25 protein-coding genes are annotated in these 24595 nt (G+C 38.6%); all 25 read left to right on the top strand.

The annotated features are described in order from the left end of the window. Positions 1-33 precede the first annotated feature (33 nt). The 25 genes from ASG85_RS05360 to ASG85_RS05240 all read left to right on the top strand — a co-directional run bounded on the left by ASG85_RS05360 (position 34) and on the right by ASG85_RS05240 (position 24579). The gene (locus tag ASG85_RS05360; RefSeq protein WP_057304993.1) at positions 34-372 is read left to right on the top strand and encodes a helix-turn-helix domain-containing protein; all 339 of its coding nucleotides are present in this window, start codon (positions 34-36) and stop codon (positions 370-372) included. A 208-nt stretch (positions 373-580) separates the two neighbouring features. After that, entirely contained in the window at positions 581-1342 is a 762-nt protein-coding gene (locus ASG85_RS05355) for a YveK family protein (RefSeq protein WP_060645563.1), read from the top strand. Then, on the top strand, positions 1323-1988 hold the full coding sequence (locus tag ASG85_RS05350; protein WP_057304995.1) for a CpsD/CapB family tyrosine-protein kinase: 666 nt from the start codon (positions 1323-1325) through the stop codon (positions 1986-1988). The genes ASG85_RS05355 and ASG85_RS05350 overlap by 20 nt, the downstream gene beginning before the upstream one ends. Positions 1989-2035: 47 nt before the next feature. Then, positions 2036-3319 (top strand): efflux RND transporter periplasmic adaptor subunit, encoded by a 1284-nt coding sequence (locus ASG85_RS05345; protein WP_060645562.1) that lies wholly within the window; start codon positions 2036-2038, stop codon positions 3317-3319. Between the two features lie 21 nt (positions 3320-3340). Further along, positions 3341-5062: a hypothetical protein gene (locus ASG85_RS05340; RefSeq protein ID WP_057304997.1), complete on the top strand. Its 1722-nt coding sequence runs from the start codon at positions 3341-3343 to the stop codon at positions 5060-5062. 12 nt (positions 5063-5074) lie between these two features. Next, a complete protein-coding gene (locus ASG85_RS05335; RefSeq protein ID WP_057304998.1) occupies positions 5075-5287 on the top strand; it encodes a hypothetical protein in 213 nt (70 codons plus the stop codon). Positions 5288-5358: 71 nt separating this feature from the next. Next, positions 5359-6141, top strand: a complete 783-nt coding sequence (locus ASG85_RS05330; RefSeq protein ID WP_060645561.1) for a hypothetical protein — start codon at positions 5359-5361, stop codon at positions 6139-6141. Further along, positions 6141-6410 (top strand): PqqD family protein, encoded by a 270-nt coding sequence (locus ASG85_RS05325; RefSeq protein ID WP_057305000.1) that lies wholly within the window; start codon positions 6141-6143, stop codon positions 6408-6410. The genes ASG85_RS05330 and ASG85_RS05325 overlap by 1 nt, the downstream gene beginning before the upstream one ends. Further along, positions 6397-6852 carry a signal peptidase I gene (locus ASG85_RS39805; RefSeq protein WP_060645560.1) on the top strand — a complete coding sequence of 152 codons (456 nt, stop codon included), beginning with the start codon at positions 6397-6399 and terminating at the stop codon, positions 6850-6852. The genes ASG85_RS05325 and ASG85_RS39805 overlap by 14 nt, the downstream gene beginning before the upstream one ends. A 19-nt stretch (positions 6853-6871) precedes the next feature. Then, the gene (locus ASG85_RS05315) at positions 6872-8695 is read left to right on the top strand and encodes an ABC transporter ATP-binding protein (RefSeq protein WP_060645559.1); all 1824 of its coding nucleotides are present in this window, start codon (positions 6872-6874) and stop codon (positions 8693-8695) included. A 13-nt stretch (positions 8696-8708) separates the two neighbouring features. Beyond that, positions 8709-9689 carry a nucleotidyltransferase family protein gene (locus ASG85_RS05310; protein ID WP_235550067.1) on the top strand — a complete coding sequence of 327 codons (981 nt, stop codon included), beginning with the start codon at positions 8709-8711 and terminating at the stop codon, positions 9687-9689. Between the two features lie 196 nt (positions 9690-9885). Beyond that, positions 9886-11826, top strand: coding sequence for an asparagine synthase-related protein (locus ASG85_RS05305; protein ID WP_060645557.1), 1941 nt, complete (start codon positions 9886-9888; stop codon positions 11824-11826). A gap of 14 nt (positions 11827-11840) precedes the next feature. Next, positions 11841-11978, top strand: coding sequence for a paeninodin family lasso peptide (locus ASG85_RS37610; RefSeq protein ID WP_057305005.1), 138 nt, complete (start codon positions 11841-11843; stop codon positions 11976-11978). Between the two features lie 100 nt (positions 11979-12078). Further along, entirely contained in the window at positions 12079-13005 is a 927-nt protein-coding gene (locus tag ASG85_RS05295) for a hypothetical protein (RefSeq protein WP_060645556.1), read from the top strand. Between the two features lie 5 nt (positions 13006-13010). After that, positions 13011-13295 carry a lasso peptide biosynthesis PqqD family chaperone gene (locus tag ASG85_RS05290; protein WP_057305125.1) on the top strand — a complete coding sequence of 95 codons (285 nt, stop codon included), beginning with the start codon at positions 13011-13013 and terminating at the stop codon, positions 13293-13295. 38 nt (positions 13296-13333) lie between these two features. Further along, positions 13334-13795: a lasso peptide biosynthesis B2 protein gene (locus ASG85_RS05285; RefSeq protein WP_060645555.1), complete on the top strand. Its 462-nt coding sequence runs from the start codon at positions 13334-13336 to the stop codon at positions 13793-13795. A gap of 12 nt (positions 13796-13807) precedes the next feature. Then, the gene (locus ASG85_RS05280) at positions 13808-14995 is read left to right on the top strand and encodes a nucleotidyltransferase family protein (protein WP_060645554.1); all 1188 of its coding nucleotides are present in this window, start codon (positions 13808-13810) and stop codon (positions 14993-14995) included. Positions 14996-15006: 11 nt separating this feature from the next. Next, positions 15007-16815: an ABC transporter ATP-binding protein gene (locus tag ASG85_RS05275; protein WP_060645553.1), complete on the top strand. Its 1809-nt coding sequence runs from the start codon at positions 15007-15009 to the stop codon at positions 16813-16815. Positions 16816-16989: 174 nt separating this feature from the next. After that, positions 16990-17712, top strand: a complete 723-nt coding sequence (locus tag ASG85_RS05270; protein WP_057305010.1) for a glycosyltransferase family 32 protein — start codon at positions 16990-16992, stop codon at positions 17710-17712. Beyond that, complete coding sequence (locus ASG85_RS05265; RefSeq protein ID WP_235549321.1) at positions 17709-18311, top strand: acyltransferase; 603 nt, start codon at positions 17709-17711, stop codon at positions 18309-18311. Before ASG85_RS05270 ends, ASG85_RS05265 begins: the two co-directional genes overlap by 4 nt. Continuing rightward, positions 18304-19545: a glycosyltransferase gene (locus ASG85_RS05260; RefSeq protein ID WP_060645552.1), complete on the top strand. Its 1242-nt coding sequence runs from the start codon at positions 18304-18306 to the stop codon at positions 19543-19545. The genes ASG85_RS05265 and ASG85_RS05260 overlap by 8 nt, the downstream gene beginning before the upstream one ends. After that, positions 19542-20654 (top strand): polysaccharide pyruvyl transferase family protein, encoded by a 1113-nt coding sequence (locus ASG85_RS05255; protein WP_060645551.1) that lies wholly within the window; start codon positions 19542-19544, stop codon positions 20652-20654. Before ASG85_RS05260 ends, ASG85_RS05255 begins: the two co-directional genes overlap by 4 nt. 16 nt (positions 20655-20670) lie before the next feature. Then, entirely contained in the window at positions 20671-21855 is a 1185-nt protein-coding gene (locus ASG85_RS05250; RefSeq protein WP_060645550.1) for a glycosyltransferase, read from the top strand. 21 nt (positions 21856-21876) lie between these two features. Then, complete coding sequence (locus ASG85_RS05245; RefSeq protein WP_063860163.1) at positions 21877-23433, top strand: lipopolysaccharide biosynthesis protein; 1557 nt, start codon at positions 21877-21879, stop codon at positions 23431-23433. Between the two features lie 36 nt (positions 23434-23469). Then, positions 23470-24579: an acyltransferase gene (locus ASG85_RS05240; RefSeq protein WP_060645549.1), complete on the top strand. Its 1110-nt coding sequence runs from the start codon at positions 23470-23472 to the stop codon at positions 24577-24579. Positions 24580-24595: the final 16 nt, after the last annotated feature.

Here is a 24595-nt window from a genome sequence, read left to right as displayed (position 1 = left end):
TCAATTAGACATATATATAAAGGAAGTTATCGGATGACAAATAGGTTGATTACGGAACATGAAAGTTACGTAAATGTGGAGCTAACCAAGGAACCAGAGCTGGTTTTTCATCAGTTTTTTGCGAATTACGGCCTTACGCAGCGTGAATCGGAAATTCTATCTCTACTTGTTACCCATGGATACACCAACCGTGAGATAGCTGAAAGTTGTTACATCAGTGAGAAAACTGTGAAAATTCATCTGGCTAATATTATGAGCAAAATTGGTATAGGCTCGATGCGGAAGCTGCTTGCGATGCTTCTGCAGCAGGCTCTAACCCTTTCAAACCGAACGAATGATTCAAGTAGAATTACGACAATAGGGATGAGTTAAAGATCCAAGAGAAGACTCCTGAAACAGGAATTCTTCTCTTTTTTTATGAGGATTTTATCTGATACATTTTGGAACCTAAACAGCAAATATTGTATTGACATGATACAAAAAGTATCTTAAAGTAGTACTATAATCATGATACAAATAGTATCAAAGTATGAATGGTTTGCTACCGAATGCAAAAGTAGACTTCCTACGGAGGGGAATCATGGAGATCAATTTTAAAGAATATTTAATGATTATAAAAAAGCGCTTGTGGCTCATCGTTTTAGTCGTACTGGTGACGACTATTCTAACAGCTATGTATACCTCATCACATTATCAGCCCATTTACCAGGCTTCGACCAAGTTGATCGTCAATAAAACCTTTGAACAGGATCAATCAGGTACGGAGCAAATCGATTACGGAGCGATCGGTGTTAACATGTCCCTCATTAATACCTATAAGGAAATCATTAGAACCCCAGCTATTATGGATAAAGTAGTTCAACGATACCCCGATTTAAATGTATCCACAGACCAACTAATTTCAATCGTCAATGTTTCTAATCTCAATGAAACGCAAGTCATGTCGATCGTTGTACGGCATTTTTCCCAAGAAAGAGCAGCGAGAATAGCGAACGCCGTTTCGGATGTCTTTCAATCCGAAATCCCCAAGATTATGAAAGTTGATAATATCACCATATTAAATAGAGCCAAAGTACAGGACAATCCTACACCTATCAACCAAAAATCAAATCAATACCTCATTTTAAGCTTTGTAGCCTCCTTAGCTGTAATGATAGGGCTTACCTTCCTGCTAGATGCATTAGACGATACGTTAAAATCAGATGAAGACATTCATCAGGTATTTGAAGTGTCGACATTAGGGTACATACCAAAAGTGAAAAACAAAGTATTGCGAACCAAGCAAAAAAATAAATCTAGAAAAAAAGCAGGGGAACCGTCATATGCCAAAACCATCCAATAATTCTGCGATTATGATGCAAATTCATCCGGATTCCTCCACCTCAGAAGCTTATCGTTCTTTAAGATTTAATATCGAATGCTCCGTCTTCGGACGCGAGGCGAAGACGATTACGATTACTTCGTCGGGCCGTGGTGAAGGGAAAACGACGACTGCTGTTAATTTGGCGGTGGCTTATGCTCAGATCGGAAAAAAAGTGATTCTGCTTGATGCGGATTTGCGAAATCCATCCATCCATCTTGCATTTGGTGAAGATAATGGTATTGGATTGACGAATTATTTGGTTAATCGGAACGCATTGGACGGGATCATACGGGAAACAATCATTGAAAATCTGTCTATTTTGACCACAGGACCTGTGCAACAGAATCCGTCCAGTTTATTAGCATCGAAATCTATGGATGATCTCTTAGCAGAATTGAGAACCAGATACGACATGGTCATTGTGGATACACCATCGGTCTTAACGTTAACTGACGCGAAAATAATGGCGACCAAGTGCGATGGGGTGCTACTCATTGTGGAATATGGCAAGGTGAAGCGTGGCGCAGCCAAAAAGGTGAAAGAAGAGCTTATGCTCGCGAAAGCCAAGCTGATTGGGGTGGTTATGAACGAAATAAAAGACCATCATGCGGAAACTTATCTGTAACCTTTGTCTGTAAAAAATTGCAAGTAAGGGGAGCGAGTTTATAGCTAATGAGACAAAAAAGACGAAAGCCGCATCGGCGAGTCGTGAGAACCGCCTGCATCTTGACGCTAAGCATTGGAATTCTGGCCGGATGCTCAGATACAGCTCCGTTAAATCCGGATGCTAATTCTGTATCTCAGGAACAGGCGTTGAAGAATGTTAAAGTATTTAAGGTCATCAATCAAAAAATTGGAGATCCGCTCGAGCGTGCGGCTGAAGTTCAATCCTCCGTTCAATTCGACGTGGTAGCTAAGATGGCTGGGGACGTTGATCAAATCCTGAAAAAGCGCGGGGATATGGTGCAAGAAGGAGACGTCATCGTCAAACTAAAATCAAGCGAGGTCTCAGCTCAGCGAGAAGCAGCGGATGCTGCTGTTAAAGCAGCTCAGGAAGCCATAGAAAAAGCAAAAATTAGAGCAAAAAAAGAAATGGAAAGCCAGAAGCTGGAAATGAGTAACACCATTCAAAAAATGGAGCTAGGCATGACGACCTTGCTGCGGAACTACAATAAAATGAAGAACGACTATGATATCGGTCTGGTTACGAAAGCCCAGTTGTATCAGATGGAAAACCAAATGATGAATGCCCGCATGGATCTGGATCAGCTCAAGCAGAAACTGAGCGCTTTGGAACCGATTGATGCTACTTCTGAGTTGGAATCACAGCTCAAAAATGCTCGAGTTACCTTACAGCAGATTGATCAAACCGTGAAAAACCTTGAAGTAAAAGCCCCTGTGAGCGGCTTGTTATCGGAGATGCCGTTAGAGGGCTGGATGAGCTTGCAGCCGGGCGCTACCATTGGTGTCATTCAGAGATTGGATCCGATTAAAATTAAAGCACAGCTATCGGAAGAAGAAACGAGACACTTAAGTGGTAAGACAGAGCTGTCCTACTACATAGCAGGAACTAAGCAGATGTATCGAGGGAAAATTAGTTATCTTTCCAAAGTGATCGACCCGCAAACGAAAGCTTATGAAATCAACTTAGAAGTGCCTAACAAAGATTTGACCCTGAAGCCTGGCATGAAGCTAAGGATTCAAATGACGGAGGAAAAAGACCAAATCGTTCCTACTGTTCCGACGTATAGTATCGTTAAAGAGGGTGATGATGCCTTCGTATTCGTACTATCGGGCGATATAGTCGAGAAGCGCAGCGTACAACTTGGCAGGCTAAATGAACCTAATCAAGAAGTGCTGTCAGGAGTCAAAGAAGGGGATTTGGTCGTTAAATCCAATCCTAATCAGTTAAGAGACAAAGAAAAAGTCCAAATGACGGCTATTGAAGAGCAATAATGAAAAATGGAGTGACTTGAATTGAAAATAAATTGGAAACATACGATGGTCATGTTCATCTTATCCGTCTCTCTAGTGATTCCATCTGCGTCCTTTCATGCATTGGCAGATGAGAAATACACGCAGTCATCGAGTGCAACTAGCTATCAACTTACCGATGCGATCAAGGTGGAAGTTAAAAGCATTTTAAATGAATCAACCTCAGAAGGAACAAGAATTGCCGCTGTTGTACGCATATTTAACAATGGAGATCGCTTGACTGGGGTCCCGGAATATGAGGTTCGCGTCAAGACACAAGAAGGCTTGGAATATATCATGCGTCCTAGTCAAGCTAATGTCAAAAATATTCAACCCAAAGAAACTGCCGAGCTTAGTTATATGAATGTAGTTGATCGGTATGACGCGTTTTCATTGACCGAACTCTCGTGGTTGGATGTGGATGAATTCGTCTATCCCAAAGAAGAAAAGAGAATCATATCTATTCCTGTATCCGCCATAGAATGGAAAGGGGAGAAGGCCGTCCTTTCTGATCCAGCAACGACGAAGAAATGGGAAGATACGTTTACGATTCCAGTGTTATCGAGCCCGATAGAATACAAACCGGTTAGCCTTAATGAACAGAATACACCAGAGGGACCCATGACGATTGTAGGTTTGCTTGCAACGAATAAGGGGGATAAGAAAACAACGATACCCGATTTTCGAATAAACGGAGTATCAGACAAAAAGGTTTATACCGGCAAAAGGTTGGAACAAGATAAGCTGTTACTTGAACCAGGCGAGCAGCATTATGTCCACTATGCCATTCCAGTTAGGAATACAACGGAACTGAAGAGCTTATCCATCTTGACGCCCGAAGACTTTGCGGTGGATGACAAGACGCACAACAATTATTTAATAGGTAGATTAACGATTGCATTGCCGGGAGCTACCAGTAATCTGCACTTTTTGAATCAATTAGTGGAGTATGAATGGAATAAACCTATTAAGTTTGATCCGTTATACAAGTTGATTCGACCTGAAGTAGATGTATCCATGGTGGATTTGCAATTGCATGAGAGCGCTGGCGGGGGCTTTAAAGCAGCAGTTGCTAAGTTCAAGCTGCTCAATCATAGCGAAAATCCATTACAGGTTCCTCAGTTCCAAGCGGAGTTGTCAAGCAAAAGCGGTAATAAGTACTTAGGCACCAGACAAAGTACGCTGGTAGAAACGCTTATTCCGAATATAAGCTATGTCATTTACTATTCTTTTATCATACCGAGCACGGAAACAGGCGAGCAGCTGGCCATGCAAATTTTGGATACGAAGAGTGTTGAGCCCTACAACATTCCGCTTGCTGCCTTCAAAACAAAGGTTATGGAGGAGACAAGCGATAAGTCCCTTGCCTTCTACCCTTTTCAAGTTACTTTGAATGATTGGTCGACAGGCGCCAACTACAATATGGGATCGGGAAGTTTACCCTATTCGTATAAGCTGAATTTGGATTTCAATATCAAGCTTCAGGATGAAGTCGTCGTAGATCAAAGCTTTTCCAAGATGAGGCTCGAATTGGCCGATGCCAAGAACAGAATTATGGTAACGAAGGTTCTTTCGTTTACGGGAGAGAACAAATTGGTTAGCGGAACACAGACCATTAATTTCGACTTGGATCGGTTTGAAACTACGGTATATCTTCGTATATACGAAATTATTGATACACCCTTTGGGGAAGCAAGACGACTTATCCAAACTTTGAAACGATAGGAGAGTGAAACGATGGAAGAAAATGCGAAGAGGGAACAAAAATTGTATGCGCGCCCCATGGTTTTAAGTCAACAACCGGTTCGTTTTGAGACAGCTCAAAGCTGGAATAAGGGCCACGGTAACCTGAATCACCCGGGTACAGGGAATGGTGGTATTAATTATCCGAACCCTCCGTACACCGGACCGCATAATGGTAACGGAGGCGGCAACGGTAAGAATAAGTAAATTTGTCCAAGGGGGGTCAATGGTAGAATGCCGTTGACCTCGATTTTCAATAAGTCCCGAGGGGATGTATCATGGAACGCATTTATACTACAATTGGCGAGCACTTTATTCAAATACAATGCCATTCAGAAACGATTACGAACTGGATTCAACGGAACTTCCCAGCAGTAGCTCTAACTAAGGTTAAGCCCCATCTCTCTATTCAACTAACAGAGGGATATGGAATTCCTTTTGTTGATTATAACGTGGCGATTACCAAAGAAGCGAATACCATTTCCTTTCGCAGGGCTGATTACTTAATTGAGACAGATTTGGAGTATCGTAATGCTAAAATATCTGTACATAATGAATTGGCATTAAAGCATGCATTGATGAATCTATATAGCTCCTATCTGGTTTACCATCAGTGGGGTCTATTAATTCATTCATCTTGCGCAATCGATAAGGGGAAAGCATACCTGTTTGCAGGTCACTCAGGTGCAGGCAAGTCTACCGCCGCTAAGTTATCGCAGCCCCGAGAACTTTTTTCCGATGAAGCAACAATTGTGAAAATCACCTCTGATCAGATTACGGTTTTTAATTCTCCTTTTCGAAGTGAACTGGACAGAACTGGCGTAGAGGAATCAAGTCCGTTGGCAGGCATTTATTTATTGAATCAGGCAATCGATAATCATATCGTTCCACTTAATAAGTCGAACGGATTTCTTAATCTCATGGATAAAGTCTTTTATTGGTCTCACAGCTCAGATGAAACCGGGAACATACTCCAATTGCTGCAGCATGTGGTCAACGCAGTCCCAGTTTACGAGCTGCATTTTCAAAAAAACAATACATTTTGGGAGTTGATTTTGTAATGACCCAGTACCTTCGGATGAATGATTATGAATCTATTCAACTGGATATGGAATGGATTATTTTGAACACAGATGAGTATAACTTAACGAAGTTAAATGGAGTGGGCGGATTTTGCTGGTCATTGCTTGGCGCAGCTCAGACGGTAAGCTCCATTAGCGAAGCAATTCGGAAGGAGTATGAATCTGTCGACGAAACGGTTGAAGAAGATATTGAAGCGTTCTTGAACGATATGATTGGACGCGGCTTGGTTCAATATGCAGTTTCGTAAGGAATTCCTACAGCTTATTACTCATGCAATGGAAAAGAGAGGATGGATCGAGCTTCCGGCTCGAGGAACGAGTATGTATCCTTGTATAAAAAAAGGGGATATCTGCCGTTTTGTATCCACGGAGGCTGCAAACATAAAGAAAGGCGATATCATCCTATTTCATACACCTCATGGCAACTTAGTCGCCCATCGTTTTTGCCGATTAGTAACTAGGAACGAGCAATTGCATTACCTTTGTAAGGGAGATACCAACTTAGCTCATGATGAAGCTATTGCACCGGAGCAGTTGATTGGTAAGATGACCTGGATTAGGCGGAAAGGGAGAATCATCCAAGTCTCGAGTCTACCCTCTTATGTTTGGGGTCAAACGGTCCTTTCATTCCCCATGATATCGCTATTGTTAAGAGCTTATTTAAATCGAAGAGAAAGCACGCAAGCGTAGACTTTCTATGGAGTGACCTATGACAGGAATAATACGAAGGTACCTATTTGCCGTAAAGGAGTACATAACTTTCAAGGACGTTCAGAGAACCTACACCTTACTGACTCCATATATGCTGCGGCACTGGAAGGCGTATGCCATTCTCTTTTCCTTGTTATTCGTTGATATCACCTTAACGTTGGCCTATTCATGGTTCTTTGGAAACCTGACGGACGCTGCTATTCAAAGTAATTTTGGACGCATGAAGTGGTTAATTCCAATAGGAATTAGCTTTGTTATTCTTAGCATTTCTTCGACTTATTTGAATACCATTTTTGAAACCATTGCAACAAATGCTGTGAAGAGGGATTTTTCCGCACACTTATTTAAACACATATTGCTTTTATCTGGAAAGGATATATCCAAGCACCAATCCGGTGAGTTGATGTCTCATTTTACCAATGATATTCATAGCATTAACGGTGTTATTGGCAGAAGCCTAATTGATCTTATAAGACTTCCCTTTATCTATCTGGCTGTTTTGATATATTTGATGCAGATTAGTGGGAAATTAGCGCTTATATGCGTACTAGTCGCTCCGATTGCTATGCTATTTAGTGTTATATTCGGTTTATTACTCCGTAACAACGGCAGATTAGTTCATAGCCTGATAGGAAATATTAGTACCCTGCTAAATGAGACCTTTCATGGATTGCAAGTCATTCGATCTTTTACCATGGAAAAATCCATATTCGCGAAATATGTTAGTAAAAATCAAGAACTCTATACCCTTGAATTAAGAAATGCAAAGCTGCGTGGATGGTTCTATGTAGGGGGGCACGCTGTATCTACGATAACATTTCTTGTAAGCCTCTGCATGGGTTCATATTACGTCTCATTAGGTTTAATATCAGTAGGTTCCTTGCTAATTTTTGTTAACCTGGTTAACCATTTGGTTTATCCGTTGACAGAGCTCGCAGGACAATGGGCAGGCTTTCAAAGATCATCTTCAGCTATGGAAAGATTATTCAAGATCTTGGAGCAGCCAACTGAATCAACTGATTTACCATTAGCCATCCAATCTAAGCCATTGATGAAGTCTATTCAGTTTCAGGACATCACATTTAGCTATGATGGACATAACAGCATTTTCAATCATTTAAATTTGCACATCCCGGCCGGAAAGGTCGTTGCCATAGTCGGTTTGAGCGGGGCAGGGAAAACGACATTATTTAATCTGCTCTTAGCATTTTACAAACCGCAATTAGGTAGGATTTTCATTGATGATCGTTCTAGTGAAGCATTCTCACCTTCCGAATTAAGGAGTTTATTTGCCCATGTTTCTCAAGATACCTTTCTATTTGGCGGTACGATAAGGGAAAACCTCCTATTAGCCCGAGAGGGCATTACGGATGCGGAGATGATGCAGGCTGCAACAATTGCCAACATCCATCCTTACATCATTTCTCTTCCTCATGGCTATGACACTGAAATTGGGGAAAGAGGGGTAAAGCTGTCCGGTGGACAAAAACAACGTATGGCTATTGCCCGTGCGGTGTTAAAAAATGCTCCGATCCTCCTGCTGGATGAGGCTACCTCCGCCTTGGACAATGAGACAGAACATCAAGTAAAAGAAGCCCTGCATAAATTAATGGTAGGCCGTACAACGCTTGTCATCGCACATCGATTATCGACTGTTCAAAATGCTGATGTAATCATTGTCATGGACAAAGGAAAAATTGTTCAAACCGGACACCATAGCGATTTACTGCTGGAGGATGGATTGTATCGCAGTTTAAATCGGAAAGGGTCTCAGAAAAGGGGAGAGCTCGTTGATCATCACTTTGATACAAGCGTTATATGATTCAAGAGTCCACATGCCCCAGGAAATAGATTTTTTTGAGAAAACACTTGAGGATATTGAGTTTTTTGATATATCACCGCAGATTTATTGGTTATTAAAGCAGCGGGGACAATTGGTGCAAGTACCGTCGTTTTTTCAGGAACGGTTAAAACAAAAATATAATGGTGCCTTATATCAAAATATGTTTATCCGAAGTCAAACGAAATTAGCATTAGAAAAACTTGAAGAAGCGGGAATTCAGACAATCCCCCTTAAAGGCACTTTCTTTGCCGAAAAGTATTTTGGACATTTGGGAGCTAGGTGTACGTCCGATATTGATCTTTTAGTGCATCCTTTTGAACTGGAAAGAGCTATTCATTGTGTGAAATCTTTGGGGTATATAGAGCAGGAACGGATTCCTTCCCATTTCCATTGGAGCTTCAGTAAAGAAATACCTAACAGCACTATTCCTCTGACCATTGAGCTTCACTGGGATTTGCTAAAGGAAAAAACATCTGATTTAAATATAGACGAGTTTTGGGAGCAAGCAACTCCTATGGAATCCTATCGGTATATCAAGGAATTATCGGATTACCATACGTTTTATATGATTTGTCTGCATGGCTGGAGGCATAATTTGTATTCTCTGAAATATTTTTTGGATATTATCCAGATGATCCATTTCCTTCAGGACAATTTAAACTACGCCCGTTTACAGAAGGATACCGCTGCCCACAAAACCCTGAGAAGGATCGTTAGGACACTAGCCATTGTCTACCACCACTTTCCACATCTAACAGGCATTAAAGAGCTGCCCATTAAAAAAGAAATCAGCCTATGGTGGCAATACAACGCAATAAGAGATCGAAATCATAAGACATACATGCAATATGTAAATTGGGTCTATTACGAATTTTTCGATTTTGATTCGATGAAACATACTTGGGCAGCGCTCGTTAATTTCATGTATAGCGTAGGAAATATGAAGTTCACGCATAAGATCAAAAAGATGTAGGAAGTTGTTGACAGCAAAGATAGAAGATGATATTCTGAGGTTGTTCTCAATAAAGAACGACATGAGAGAATGAAAAAGAATTTCTCACAGGTTCATGTAAGTAAATAGAAGTAAATTAATTGAATAGCAACGTTCTTTAATGAGAACGATGAAGGGCGAGATTCCCTTTTATCATATAGAAATATGGAGGAAACGTATGAGTGCAATAGCCGGAATCTTTCACCTAGACCAAGAGCCTGTGAATGCTGAACATAGCCATAAATTGATGCAAGGATTTGCTAAGTATCCTTCAGACGATGTTCAGACATGGCAGCAGGGGAAAGTTTTCCTAGGCTGTCATGCACAGTGGATTACACCCGAATCGGTCGGTGAACGAAATCCTTATTATGATTCCGAAAGACGGCTGGCCATTACAGCGGACGCGATCATTGATAATCGTGATGAATTGTTTCATCTACTTCAAATAGATCGAGACCAGAAAGTAACAATCAAGGATAGTGAGTTGATTTTGCTTGCTTACGTGAAATGGGGATTGGATGCCCCGAAGTATCTAATAGGTGACTTTGCCTTTATGATTTGGGATGAACGTAAGCAATCACTTTTTGGAGCTAGGGACTTTTCGGGAACAAGAACGTTATATTTCCATAAATCTACAGATCGATTTGCCTTTAGCACGATCATTGAACCATTACTTACTTTGCCAGAAATCGCAAAAAAACTTAATGAAAATTGGGTTGCACAATTTCTAGCCATTCCTTTGACAGTTGATGCAATAGATTGCTCAGCTACTGTATATGAGGATATAGAGCAAGTACCGCCATCTCATAGTATATCAGTGATAGATGGAAGGGTAACGTTCTCCAAATACTGCACTTTAGCTGCAGGGGAAACTTTAAGGCTTAAATCAAATGAAGAGTATGAAGAAGCATTTCGTGATGTTTTTCAAAAAGCAGTAACGTCAAGATTGCGTACTCATCGGCAGGTAGGTGCACATCTTAGTGGGGGACTTGATTCTGGTTCTGTTGCAAGCTTTGCCGCTAAAGCCCTGCGGAATGAGAATAAATTATTACATACCTACAGTTATATACCTGTTGACGATTTTAAGGATGATTGGACACCCAGGAGTAGATTTGCTGATGAAAGACCTTATATTCGCTCCACGGTTGAACATGTAGGCAATATAAAGGATAACTATTTGGACTTCAAAGGACTTAGCCCACTATCGGAAATTGATAACTGGCTTGAAACGATGGAGATGCCCTATAAATTTTTTGAGAATTCCTTTTGGCTAAAGGGGATCTATGAGAAAGCCCAAGAACAGGGGATCGGTGTCCTTCTAAATGGTCAGAGAGGGAATTGGACCATATCTTGGGGGCCGGCCATAGACTATCAAGCTATTCTAATGAAAAAATTAAAATGGATTCAGCTGTATAAAGAAGTAAAGCATTTTAGTGCGAATATGGGTGTAGGAAGAAAAAGGATTTTATCCTTGGTTGGAAAGAAAGCATTCCCACATTTGATGCGAAATGCTCCCTCCAAGGACAATGAAGTATTTCCAAAGTTAATTAACCCCCAATTTGCCAAAAAGACAAATATTGATGAATTGATAGAGAAGCATGGGTTTAATCGAACAGATTACTCAAGCCAAAGTGCCTATGATATAAGAAAGAATCAGTTCGAACAGCTTTACTATTGGGGTTTAAACGGTACCATAGGAACCAAATTATCATTACGTTATTCCTTATGGGAACGTGACCCAACGAATGATCTAAGAGTTGCTCGCTTCTGCTTGTCTGTGCCAGACGAACAATTTGTTCAAAACGGTGTAGACAGATCTTTAATAAGAAGGGCAACGGTTAACCATTTACCCGATAAGGTTAGATTAAATCAACAATCCAGAGGCGTTCAAGGCGCTGATGGTGTTCACCGGATGGCTCCTTCATGGCCTGCTTTCATTCATGAAATCGAGCAGAATATCAAGGATCCAAGGATGTCAGAATACATGAATATGGAAGAAATTAAGTCGGCGCTTTCCAAAATTAAGGATGCAGCTAAACCTGAGTATGTTTACGAATTTGGGTTTAGAATATTAATGCGCAGCATTATTTTTTCTCGCTTTATAAAAAACTTTAATTGAGAGGGGGTGAGAAAATGCAAAATCAAGCTAAAAAAGAATGGAATATCCCGACTTTGGAAGTACTTGATGTGAAAATGACAATGGCTGGACCAGGAATTGCACATCCGGATGGCGTTCAACCCGACCCGACTGAGGTCGTTCACTACAGCTAATTTAGATTACATAATTCGGTAAGTATCTATTGCCCTTATACTTTTACAGGTATAAGGGCTTTCATTAAATTTATTCATGTCAACATATGGAGTGAAAATAATGATTCAAACAATAAATAAGGTTATATATCGAGCCTTCGGTTTAAATATTAATAGTGAGTTTGAGCTGTCGGAATTAATGATAAGTAACAATGAGAATGAGAGTATAGATGTTGTAATAAACAAAGCAGACTTATCAGAACGATGGAGCCAATTGGCAAAAGCCGACGATATGTACGTGATTAGTAAGAACTTATTTATGTTCCATATCAAAGATACCGCCATTTTTTGCGTGCAAGACGGGGGAATCATAACCGTTTCACCTGTGATTGGTGCAGATGAGGCAAAGATTCGACTATATGTACTTGGTACTTGTATGGGTACGCTATTAATGCAGCGCAGAGTACTTCCTCTGCATGGCAGCGCTATAGCTATTGATGGGAAAGCCTATGCTTTCGTAGGTCATTCCGGAGCAGGGAAATCGACTCTTGCTTCAGCCTTTATTGGCAGAGACTTTCAACTGCTAAGTGATGACGTCATTGCGGTAACGTTCTCTCCAGATCAAATGCCGATGGTGATGCCTGCCTATCCACAACAAAAGCTGTGGGAGGAAAGCTTAACGGAATTTGGAATGGAGACAAGCCGCTACCAATCCATATTTGACAGAGAAACAAAGTACCTAGTTCCAGTTTCTGATCATTTCGTAACGAAACCGTTACCTCTAGCAGGAGTATTCGAACTTACTAAAACAGATGGAGATGAAACTGAGATTGTTCCTATGAAAGGTCTGGCGCGGCTGCATGCCCTATATTGCCATACATTCCGGAGTTCTCTGTTAGAAAGATTTGAATTAATGGATTGGCACTTTAAAACATCGATAAGCATCTCGGACTGGATTCGAATGTATCAATTACGCCGGCCGAGCTCTGGGTTTACGGCTCCCCAACTCATGTCACTGATTCTGAATACTATAAAAATGGAGGAATAAGCATGATGAAATACACCATTCCGTTAAATGTACAAATTGTTCAAGGTGAAGGGAATATTGTTAGTGATATGGACGGAGAAAAAGTAATGCTGAACATTGCCAATGGGAAGTATTACAATCTCGGTCAGATCGGTGGTCATATATGGGAGTTAATAAGTGCTCCTATCTCTGTAGAGGAGTTGGTGACAGCTTTAACGAAAGAATTTGATGTCGAACAAGAAGTGTGTGAAGAACAGACCAAGGTATTCTTAAATCATTTATTAGAAGAAAAGATTATTCATGTCTGTTAAGCTCCCTAGGGGTTCGAGCTAAGAGTCGTAGGAGGATAGTGAATGCCATGAATAAGTTGAAAGTTTTTTTGACATTAGATATAAGAACTATGTTGTTACTAGTAGAGGCATTGTTCTTCTTAGGATGGGCACGTATTCTTGTCTCTCTGCCATTCTCTAAGGTGGCTCCCTCATTAGGAGCTCCCATGCAAGAAACTTCAATTATGGAGTTAGAGAGGAATCGGATTGTACTAAAGCATATCGCAAGTGCTATTGACATTATGAGTAAATATACGTTGTGGGAAAGCAAATGCCTAGTTAAGGCTATAGCTGGCATGAAGATGCTCAAACGACGCAATATCGAGAGTACGTTGTATCTGGGAACCACTAAAGATGAGTTGGCCAAAATGATTGCACACGCATGGCTACGTAGTGGCCATTTTTATGTTACAGGGAAGGAAGGGATGGATCGATTTACGGTTGTTGCCAAGTTCGCCAAACAAATAAATGCCAATAGATAAGGGAGTTAAGCAATGAATAAAGAACTAAGCTTAGATGCAACCGTCTTGCCCAAAGAATTGAATTTAATACTATCGTTCATCAAAAGCGAGAGTGAAGGCAGCTTAAGTTCTTTTGATGCTGACGCTTTTACCGGAATAAATTGGAATTTATTTCTGGAATTGGTTCGACACCATCGGGTATATCCATACATCTATAAACAAATAAAAAAAATAGAGAAAACCTATATTCCTGACTATGTTTGTGAAGAATTGCGACGCGAGTACCAACAAAATACGTTTCAAATGCTGCGATTAAGCGCAGAGATGGAGCAGCTTTGCAGGTTATTTGCAGATCATAAGATCGAAATGCTGAGCTTAAAAGGACCTGCTCTTGCAGTAGACCTTTATGGTGAAATATCCAAGCGAACCTGCAGTGACTTAGATATACTGATATCTATTGATAACTTAGATAGAGCCCATGATCTCTTGGCAGCACTTGGTTATGTCAAAGATGATTATTTCTCAACCGTAATGAACGACTGGAAATGGAGACATCACCATGTCACCTACACGCATTCTCAGAAAAAAACGAAAATCGAAATACATTGGAAACTAAACCCGGGCCCCTCTTATGAGCCAACTTTTACAGAATTGTGGGAGAGAAGAAAGAAGAGCTCAATAGCCAGCTTTCCCGTGTACATGTTAGGAAATGAGGATTTGTTTATGTTTCTAGCTTCCCACGGTGCGCGCCACGGCTGGTCCAGGCTTCGCTGGTTAATAGATATCGACCGTATCACAAGGCATCAAATAAACTGGGAGAAGCAAATCGCTTGCTTAAAAAAATTTCAAATGGCCCACGTTGGAGGGCAATCTCTAGTCTTAGCCTCTAATTTATTAGCTACTCCATTGACCAAAGAAATGAATACGCTGATCGAGGGGAAACGCCCCGTTCATTTAGCACATGCAGCGTTATTTTATATGAAACAAATGATTCACTTGCACAGAGAGCCTCTACCTGAGGATGTAGCAAGGTATCATAAACATCACTTATTTTCCTTAATGTCTAATCAGTTAAAAGTGTTACATATATTAAGCTTCCTGCATCCTTACCCCATGGATGTAGAGTTACTACCCTTACCAAAGAACCTCCATTTCTTATATTTTCCGTTAAGGCCTTTCATGTGGCTTTGGCGGAAAACTAGGAGGCACTCATGGTCATAGGAGGAATTTAAATGGAGCAAGTTCTGCACTTTACTAAAAAGCTATATGCTTTCTCTGGAAAAATATTGATTATTAACACTCTTGGCATGGTATTTATTAGTTTAATTGAAGGTGTAGGCGTTCTTTTATTACTTCCAATCCTTAATGTGAGCGGCATTGCTAATGTTGAGACAGGAATTCCACTTGTTTCGATGATGATTAAGTATCTTCAAGACTTACCAAAGGCTCTAAGTTTACCGTTAGTTCTATGTTTATTCGTTTTTTTAGTAATAGGTCAAAACTGGTTGCTGCGAACTTTAACGATTCGAGATACCATTATTCAACAGAAATTCGTTCGACACTTACGACTGGAAACCTATACGAATTTGCTGCAGTCAAATTGGAGTTTTTTCGTAAACCATAGAAAATCAGATCTCATTAATTTATTAACTTCCGAACTAACAAGAGTGGGGTTTGGAACAACCTTAGTGCTGCAATTAGTAGCCTCTCTGATTTTCACTTTAATCCAGATAGGTATAGCATTCTGGCTATCCCCAGTCATGACAATCTTTGTGTTAACGTTTGGAGTCATTCTAACCTTATTTTCTCGTAAATTTATTAAAAGAGCGAAATCACTTGGCGGCCAAACTTCACAGTTATCCCAAAACTTTCTTGCAGGTATATCCGATCAAATGGCCGGCATGAAAGATATTAAAAGTAATTCATTGGAAGAATCTTGGCTGCGTTGGTATCGATCGTTAACACAAAATTTAGTGAACGAACAAGTCGAATACATCAAGCTAAGGTCATCTTCCCAACTTTTTTATAAAGTTGCTTCTTCGGTATTAATTGCTGTTTTTGTTTATCTTTCCGTCACCATCTTTCAGACCAAAGTGGAGCAACTGTTACTAATCTTCGTTATATTTTCCCGATTATGGCCTCGCTTTACAGGCATACAGTCGAACATGGAGCAAATCGCTTCAACCATTCCTGCCTTTAAGGCAATCATCAAATTGCAGCAAGAATGTGTGCGTCTGAAGGAATTTTATATGGAGAACAAACCAGAGAACAAGACCTTTCAACCGATTGAAATTAAAACGCACATTGAGTGTAGGAACGTATCCTTTCGTTACAATCAAAATGAACAGACCTATGCGCTTAAAGACATTAATATCTATATACCGTCTAGGAAGATGACAGCTATAGTGGGTCGTTCTGGAGCAGGGAAAAGTACATTAATTGATGTTATTATGGGTCTTATTGAACCCCAAACAGGTCAGATTTGCATTGATGGGCAGCCAATTTCAAACGAAAAGGTATATGCACTAAGGCAATCCATTAGCTATGTCCCTCAAGATCCATTTCTTTTCAATGGAAGTATAAAAGATAATCTTCTGATGATTGATCCTAACGCAACCGAGGAACAAATCTGGGAAGCCCTAGAGTTTGCCGCATCCGCGGAATTCGTTAGCAAGCTGCCTGAGGGTCTCGACACATTGATTGGTGATAGAGGAATCCGGTTATCTGGTGGAGAACGGCAGCGTCTAGTGTTGGCCCGAGCCATATTGCGTAAACCATCTATCCTTATATTGGATGAGGCGACGAGCGCATTAGATAGGGAGAATGAAGCGAAAATTCAAGAAGCGTTGGAGCGATTGCAGGGTAGGTTGACCATGATCGTCATTGCCCATCGCATGTCGACCATTCGCAAGGCTGATCAAGTCATTGTCATCGATCAAGGGCAGATTATTCAAAAGGGAGAATATGACCAGCTAGCTGAAGAGCGCGAGGGACTATTTTCAAACTTATTAGGTAATCAAATAGGTGCTGTAAATTCATAGTTTCTGAAGCTAGCGTGGTGTAAAAGGATATTGATTGTGTAAATGTTCTCTATCGAAGCACATTCACATTGACACGTTCTTTATAAAGAACTATTATTGAGAATAGACAGATGTTCTTAATAAAGAATTTTAATTTACTTGAGATGTGCGTTATCGGGCGAGGGAGATCATGAAATGAAAATTCCTAAGATCATACACTATTGCTGGTTTGGCGGGAAAGAAAAGCCCGACATCGTGAAGCGATGTATAGCAAGTTGGCATAACCATTTAACTGGCTATCAATTTATGGAGTGGAATGAAACCAACTTTGATACCAGCAGTAATTCATATGTAAAAGAAGCTTATGAAGCAGGTAAATTTGCGTTCGTCAGCGATTATGCTAGAGTGTATGCGCTCTATCACTATGGTGGTATTTATTTAGACACAGATGTGGAAGTGTTCAAATCCTTTGATGACCTGTTGCATCACGAATCGTTCTGGGGATTTGAGCAAGAGAACTATATCGCGACCAGTACGATTGGAGCCGCGAAAGAAAATAAGCTGATTCAAGTATTTATGGATTCCTATCATACAAAGAGCTTCATCCTTGCTGATGGTACCTTTGATTCGCTTACCAATGTTGCGATGATAACGAAGATATTAGGCGATTGGGGTGTTACTCCCAATGGTAGCTATCAAGAGATAGAGGGTGTTGGAACCTTTTATCCGCAAACGTATTTCTCCCCTTATGACTACATTAACTGCCGAACATTTAAGTCGGAAAACACGTATGCCATGCATCACTTTTATAAGAGTTGGTTGCCACCTAAGGCGAGATGGAAGGGGCGAATGAAGTTGCTCCTGGCAAGGATTATAGGTGGACATAATATTGCAAGAATAAGAGGGCTTTTGAGATGAATCTATTAAGAAAAGTCATGTCTACGCTTATTGCTGAAAGCCGCGGCAGGGGACTCTATCATACAATAATTATGAATATTTCTCATGTAATAGGAATCTTGAGAGCTTATATGAATAAGCTTATTTACTTTAAAAACATTGAATCCTCGATATTCTCTCTTCAAGCAAACAGCAGAGTAGAAGCATTTAGTAAGCATGCCAAAATCCATATTGGGAAGTTTGTGTTTATCAGGAAAAATGCGAGTATTAGAGTCGATCATTACGGCAAACTCCATATTGGCGATAAAGTATTTATAAATGATAACTGTAACATTAATTGTGTACATAAGATTTCTATTGGTAAATACACCAAAATAGCTCCGAATGTAAGCATTAATGACCATGATCACAATTTTAAACATTCAACAGATGAACACCTTATTAAGGGAGAAGTCATGATAGGGGAAAATGTATGGATCGGCTCTAATGTTGTCATTTTAAGAGATACGTTCATCGGGGATAACGCTGTAATCGCAGCAGGAAGCGTTGTGAAGGGGAATGTTCCCGCTAATACTTTATTCTTAAATAAAAGGGAAAAGAGCTATATTCAATATGCATAAAAATAAAATCTTGATTACGGTTTTCGATATGGAAATTGGCGGGATTGAAAGAAGCTTAATCAACATGCTGGAGAGCTTCGATTATGATAAATATGATGTGGATTTATTCATTTGTCATCATTCTGGTGACTTCTTGAGTTTAATCCCTGAGAAAGTTAACCTTCTTCCACAAATACCTGCGTATACCGTATTCCGTAAATCCATGCGCCAATGTTTACAGGAAGGGCACTACTCGGTATTAATCATTAGATTACTAAGTAAAGTAATTGCAGCTATGAAGGCTAAGCTTAGAAACTTAAAAGAAGGTCCTGGCTACATTCAAATGCAGCTTGATCTCAAATACACATCTTATGTGCTACCTAAATTAAAGAAGAATTATGATCTAGCCATCAGCTATGCATGGCCTCATGATATTGTGGTGAATAAGGTTGAGGCTGCTAAGAAGATTGCATGGATCCATACGGACTATAGTGAATTGGGAATAGATAATAAGCTTGATTTGGCTGTTTGGAATAAGTTTGGTGCTATAGCTTCCATCTCAGATGCATGTACGGAGGCGTTTTTGAAGACTTACCCGTCTTTACAAGGCAAAATTAAATTAATAGAGAATATAACTTCCCCTACTTTCATAAAAAGAATGGCGGATGAACATTGTCAATTAGACGAATGTAAAGAGGGTACCTTTTACATTGTATCTGTTGGGAGATTATCTTATGTAAAAGGATTTGATATGGCCGTTAAAGCACTAAGAATATTACATGATAAAGGGCTTACTCACATAAAGTGGTTCATCGTTGGATATGGCGGATATGAGGCTGAACTGAAGGAGCTAATTGTAGAAAATCGCTTAGAGGACAGCTTTGTACTATTAGGTAAGAAGATAAACCCATACCCCTATATAAGGGGATGTGACTTATATGTTCAGCCTTCCAGGTATGAAGGCAAAGCAGTGACAGTGACGGAAGCACAGATATTAGGGAAGCCTATACTTTTAACTAATTATCCTACGGCGAGAAGTCAGATAGAAGAGGGCGTAGATGGGGTAATTTGTGGGTTAAGTATTGAAGAAATAGCCGAAGAGATAGAACGGTTACATTGGGATAGTGATCTAAGAAGCAACTTAGCCAATAGTTGTTTGCAGACAGATTATAGTAACACTTATGAATTGAATAAAATATATAACATAGTGAATATACCTGAACAGGGCTATGTAATGAAGGAAGTGACAGTATGAAGGTTTGTACAATTACTTGTCATGATGTATATAATCATGGTGCTTCGCTGCAGGCCTATGGATTAATGAAATATCTTAAGAATTGCGGTCATGACGCAGAAATTATTGATTATAAACCTGATTATTTAAGTAATCATTATAATCTATGGAGTGTTGATAACCCTAAATGGGAAAAGAATGTGATAACAAAGTACCTCTATTTAACTCTAAAAATACCAAAAAGATTACGTGAACGCGCTAGGAAAAGAGCATTTGATAAATTCAAAGATGAATTCTTACAAATAACGGATATCAGATATAAGTCAAATGATGACTTAAAGAATGACACACCAAACGCGGATGCCTATCTATGCGGCAGTGACCAAATTTGGAATTGTTTACATAAGAATGGCAAGGACCCTGCGTTCTATTTGGACTTCGTTCCAGATGAAAAAATAAAGGCCTCCTATGCGGCAAGCTTCGCCACAGATACCATTTCTGCTGAATATCAACCGGTTGTGAAACAAAGAGTTGAGAAATTAGATGCTGTTGGTGTGAGAGAAAAAAGTGGCGTTGAAATCTTAAATAAGTTGAATATCAATAAAGCTAATCAAGTTGTGGATCCAGTGTTCCTATTAGATAAAAAGGATTGGAACCATATATCTAAAAAAGAGTTCCAAGAAAAATACATATTAATCTACGATTTCGATAACAGTAATTTAATAAAGAAAATAGCATTGGAAATTGCTAAAATAAAAGGTTATAAGATTTACACGATTCATTCTGGTAAGCTCAAATACGCGGATAAGTATTTTACATTAAATGGACCGGATACATTTGTATCCCTCGTTAGAGATGCACAATTCGTCATATCGAATTCGTTTCATGCGGCTGTCTTTTCAGTCCTTTACGAAAGATCTTTCGTTATTGTGAACAGAAACGAGGCCATAAACACGAGAATGAGAGATCTATTAGATGATCTACAGCTAAAGGACAGACTAGTAGATGAAAACTACAACTTAGAACAATTGTTAACCGCTATTGATTATAGAGAAAGTAAGAAAGTACTGGACGACAAGATTTCACTTTCCAAAAAATATTTACAAAATGTACTTTCCATTCAGAAATGAGATGAGAGGTGTAGCTTTGAAGAAGAAGATTTTATTTGTCATTGATTCTTTACAAAGTGGAGGGGCTGAAAAAAGTTTAGTATCTTTGCTAACTTTGTTTGATTATAAGAACTATGAGGTAGATCTATTAATGTTTTCACCACAAGGTTTATACCTTCCTTTAGTACCAAAAGAAGTTAATGTGTTAGAAGTTCCTACTTTTATTGAAAAACAATTGAGTGGAGTAAAGAATTTATTAAAAAATAGAAGCTTTAAAGAGCTTTACTTGAGATTTAGAATATCTACTTCTCTTAGAAATCCTTATGTTAAGAGAAATATGCATGGAGCACAAATAAACTGGAAATGTATATCTAAGGATATAGATAAAATAAATAAAAATTATGATGTAGCTATAGCATATAGTCAAGGGATGCCGACATACTTTGTTGCAGAAAAAGTTTTTGCAAATAAGAAATTATCCTGGGTTAATATTGACTATAAGATTGCGGGATACAATAAAGAATTCGATAAATATTTTTATGAGAGATTCAATAACGTAATTGCTGTGTCTGAGTTATGCAAGGATGTATTAATTGAAGAGGTGCCTAGTATTAAATCAAAAGTAAGAGTTGTTTACGATATAATATCGCCTAAACTGATTCAATCAATGTCAAAAGAAGAAGGAGGGTTTCCAGAGGAATATAATGGTATACGAATTTTAACTATTGGTAGATTGGTTTATCAAAAAGGATATGAAATGGCCCTAGAGGCATGCCACAAATTAAAAGAAGAAGGTTTAGAATTTAAATGGTATGCAATTGGTGAGGGTGATTTGAAAAAAAAGTTACAGGATAGTATAAGGAAGTTTGGATTAGAGAATACATTTTTCTTATTAGGTACGCATCAAAATCCATATACATATCTAGCACAAAGCGATATATATGTTCAACCATCCAGATTTGAAGGATTTGGTCTAGCCATTGCTGAAGCCAGAATATTAGAAAAGCCTATAGTTGCAACCAATTTTACAGTAATTCATAATCAAATTAAAGATGGAGAGAATGGTTTAATTGTCAACATGAATTCAGAGGACTTGTATATGGGAATTAAAAAAATGTTGGTACAGGACAGTTTAAGGGATCGTATCAAAGGGAATTTAAGAAAGGAAAATATAGGAACGGAACAAGAAATATATAAAGTGTACGATATGATCGAGTCATAACCAAAGATGGTGAGTTGCTAAATGAGAGTCCAAAAGGCAAGTATAAACGTTATCGTAAATTTATTTACTTTTATATTGGGGTTACTTCCATCATTTATTGTGAGAAAAGCGTTCCTAGATATTTTAGGTAATGAATTGTTAGGCTTAACCTCTTTATATACCAATATCATAGGCCTACTCTCCATAGTGGAACTTGGCATAGGGAGTGCTATTATATATTCCCTATATAAGCCCTTTGCAGAAGATGATCAAGTAAAGATCAAGGGCTACTTAAATTTTTATTCCAAATTCTATAATACAGTTGGGTTTATTATTTTAGCGCTAGGCATATTCATGACTTTCTTTTTACAGCTTTTTATAAAAGATCAAATTAACTTACTAGATGCACAGCTATATTTTTTATTGTTTTTGATAAATACAGTGATTACGTACTACTTTTCTTATAAAATTTGTATCTTAAATGTAGCGCAAGAAGGTTATAAAGTATCGATTGGTACTACGGCTAGTAAATTATTAGTATCTATTCTACAGCTTTCAATGCTGAAATTTTACCCAAGTTTATATGTGTTTTTAATTGTTCAAATCATGGTTAGTTTACTCTATTTTTTATTTATGAATATATATATAGACAAGAAATATCCCTGGATTAAGAAGACAAAAGGGCTAATAAACTCTGAGGAAAAAACTTCGTTAATTAAAAATGTCAAAGCATTATTCATGCATAAGATCGGCGGCATTTTAGTATTAGGGACAAGTAATATTGTGATGTCTGCTTTTATAAATCTTACGGTTGTAGGTATATTTAACAGCTATAGTATGATATTAGGTGCAGCTCAGGGGTTAATTTCCAGCTCACTTTCAGGCGTTTCATCTAGTGTTGGTAATTTATTGGTGGATGGAGATAAAGGTACGGCTTATAAAGTCCATAAGAGGCTCTTCTTCTTAAGTTTCTGGCTAGTTTCCTTTGCAACCATTGCATTACTGAATACGATTGAACAATTTGTGTTGTTATGGTTAGGAGACGGTCAAGTGCTGGATCCGTTTACCATTATCCTGTTAGTCATAAATTTCTATTTCTTTTTAATGCGCGGGTCTGTTGAACGCTTTAAAGAGGGGGGAGGAATCTATGTTCAAGATCGATATGCCCCACTGGTTGAGGCAGCTATTAATTTAAGTGCATCAATTGTCTTTGTTAATTTAATAGGGTTGCCTGGCGTGCTGTTAGGAACTTTATTAAGTAATGTGACCGTAATATTTTGGGTGAAACCGAAAATGGTTTATAAACATATTTTTAAAGTCAATTTAGGCGAGTATTTTAAAATGTATGTTAAATACCTTCTAATTGGATTCATTCCATTAACCATAACATACTTGGCAGTTATACCGTTGAAAGATATGAAGAGTATATATGCTTTAACGGGTAACTGTATCATAAATATCATTCTGATTAATTTTATTTATTACATCATATTTAGAAAAAACGAGGAGTTCGCTTATTTCAAAAGTTTGCTTGCTAATCTGATTGAAAAAACCAAAATGCGATTTACCGCAGTTCGCCTGAAACAAAAGGATATCTAATTAGTTTGTATATTTCAATCTTGGGGGGTGCCTGCCATGACAGCGGAGGTAAAAAGAAATAACAGATTTCCAGAATTAGATTTTGTAAGAGCTATTGCTGTAATCGCAGTTATTGCTATCCATGTTACAAGTATAACCTTGACGAAAATGTCTCCAGATGAATTCACATATATTGCAAGTGTAATATTAAATCAATTGAGCCGGTTTTGTGTACCGGCATTTTTATTTGTTTCCGGAGTGTTAGCCTTTCACAGTTACAAGAGGAATAGTTATTCGCAATTAATCAGAGGAAAGATAAAGGATTTAATTGTCCCTTACGTAGCCTGGACTAGCTTGGGCTTATTATTGTTTTTGTCATTTTCCAGTAATTACAAAGGTATCATTATGATCTTCCTAACAGGCAATGGACCCTTCTACCAGCTTTATTATATCCCACTGCTGTTTCAGATGTTTATCATCTTGCCATTGTTAATCAAACTTTCTGGTAATAAAAAAATAGTAATTAGTATACTGATAATAAACATTTTAATGTATGTTGGATATCAAACGTTAGTAGTAGATGCGGTTTTCAGCAAGGATTTAGTTGGATCAGCAAGCTCTATCCTGCAGTCTACCTTTGTTGTTTGGATGAGTTACTTTTGTTTGGGCGTATATGCGGCACAATATTATTCGAAATTACTTGAATTTGTAAAATCAAAGCCAACAGCATTCTTCGTTGCTATATATGCAATGTCTGCAATCGTATTAATTGCGGATGCATATGTAGGCTTTGGAATTGATAAACAAATGGAATTAATGGGTTATTTCAGATTAACTGTTATGTTCTACTCTTTTGCATCTATAGCACTACTCGTAAAATTGGGTATGACATATACATTGAAACCAATAACTTCCCTATACCGAAACTCTTTTGGCATTTATCTTATTCATGTCGCAGCTATAAAGGTTATTTATATGGTCTCATCGATGTTTTTCTCTAATCTATTATTCATAATGTTAAGCACACTGCTGACTCTAATTGTCTCTTACTGGTGCGTTGAACTTATTAAGAGGACTCCTATTTCATTATTGTTACTTGGACAAAAAAATAAAAGCATTAGGAAGCAAGCATCAGTTAAACCACTAAATAACAGATTGGAGCTTTAATGGTAAGACTAGCCCA

Source organism: Paenibacillus sp. Soil724D2 (genome assembly GCF_001427935.1).
GTDB lineage: Bacteria > Bacillota > Bacilli > Paenibacillales > NBRC-103111 > Paenibacillus_E.
This window is presented reverse-complemented; position numbering and strand designations above follow the sequence as displayed.

Bases quoted from the DNA above. Each gene is read 5' to 3' on its own strand.
- ASG85_RS05245 (WP_063860163.1), top strand. From the start codon at position 21,877: ATGAGAGTCCAAAAGGCAAGTATAAACGTTATCGTAAATTTATTTACT.
- ASG85_RS05335 (WP_057304998.1), top strand. From the start codon at position 5,075: ATGGAAGAAAATGCGAAGAGGGAACAAAAATTGTATGCGCGCCCCATG.
- ASG85_RS05240 (WP_060645549.1), top strand. From the start codon at position 23,470: ATGACAGCGGAGGTAAAAAGAAATAACAGATTTCCAGAATTAGATTTT.
- ASG85_RS05280 (WP_060645554.1), top strand. From the start codon at position 13,808: ATGAATAAAGAACTAAGCTTAGATGCAACCGTCTTGCCCAAAGAATTG.
- ASG85_RS05290 (WP_057305125.1), top strand. From the start codon at position 13,011: ATGAAATACACCATTCCGTTAAATGTACAAATTGTTCAAGGTGAAGGG.
- ASG85_RS37610 (WP_057305005.1), top strand. From the start codon at position 11,841: ATGCAAAATCAAGCTAAAAAAGAATGGAATATCCCGACTTTGGAAGTA.
- ASG85_RS05275 (WP_060645553.1), top strand. From the start codon at position 15,007: ATGGAGCAAGTTCTGCACTTTACTAAAAAGCTATATGCTTTCTCTGGA.
- ASG85_RS05345 (WP_060645562.1), top strand. From the start codon at position 2,036: ATGAGACAAAAAAGACGAAAGCCGCATCGGCGAGTCGTGAGAACCGCC.
- ASG85_RS05305 (WP_060645557.1), top strand. From the start codon at position 9,886: ATGAGTGCAATAGCCGGAATCTTTCACCTAGACCAAGAGCCTGTGAAT.
- ASG85_RS05265 (WP_235549321.1), top strand. From the start codon at position 17,709: ATGAATCTATTAAGAAAAGTCATGTCTACGCTTATTGCTGAAAGCCGC.
- ASG85_RS05295 (WP_060645556.1), top strand. From the start codon at position 12,079: ATGATTCAAACAATAAATAAGGTTATATATCGAGCCTTCGGTTTAAAT.
- ASG85_RS05355 (WP_060645563.1), top strand. From the start codon at position 581: ATGGAGATCAATTTTAAAGAATATTTAATGATTATAAAAAAGCGCTTG.
- ASG85_RS05360 (WP_057304993.1), top strand. From the start codon at position 34: ATGACAAATAGGTTGATTACGGAACATGAAAGTTACGTAAATGTGGAG.
- ASG85_RS05330 (WP_060645561.1), top strand. From the start codon at position 5,359: ATGGAACGCATTTATACTACAATTGGCGAGCACTTTATTCAAATACAA.
- ASG85_RS05350 (WP_057304995.1), top strand. From the start codon at position 1,323: ATGCCAAAACCATCCAATAATTCTGCGATTATGATGCAAATTCATCCG.
- ASG85_RS05260 (WP_060645552.1), top strand. From the start codon at position 18,304: ATGCATAAAAATAAAATCTTGATTACGGTTTTCGATATGGAAATTGGC.
- ASG85_RS05270 (WP_057305010.1), top strand. From the start codon at position 16,990: ATGAAAATTCCTAAGATCATACACTATTGCTGGTTTGGCGGGAAAGAA.
- ASG85_RS05310 (WP_235550067.1), top strand. From the start codon at position 8,709: ATGCCCCAGGAAATAGATTTTTTTGAGAAAACACTTGAGGATATTGAG.
- ASG85_RS05315 (WP_060645559.1), top strand. From the start codon at position 6,872: ATGACAGGAATAATACGAAGGTACCTATTTGCCGTAAAGGAGTACATA.
- ASG85_RS39805 (WP_060645560.1), top strand. From the start codon at position 6,397: ATGCAGTTTCGTAAGGAATTCCTACAGCTTATTACTCATGCAATGGAA.
- ASG85_RS05255 (WP_060645551.1), top strand. From the start codon at position 19,542: ATGAAGGTTTGTACAATTACTTGTCATGATGTATATAATCATGGTGCT.
- ASG85_RS05325 (WP_057305000.1), top strand. From the start codon at position 6,141: ATGACCCAGTACCTTCGGATGAATGATTATGAATCTATTCAACTGGAT.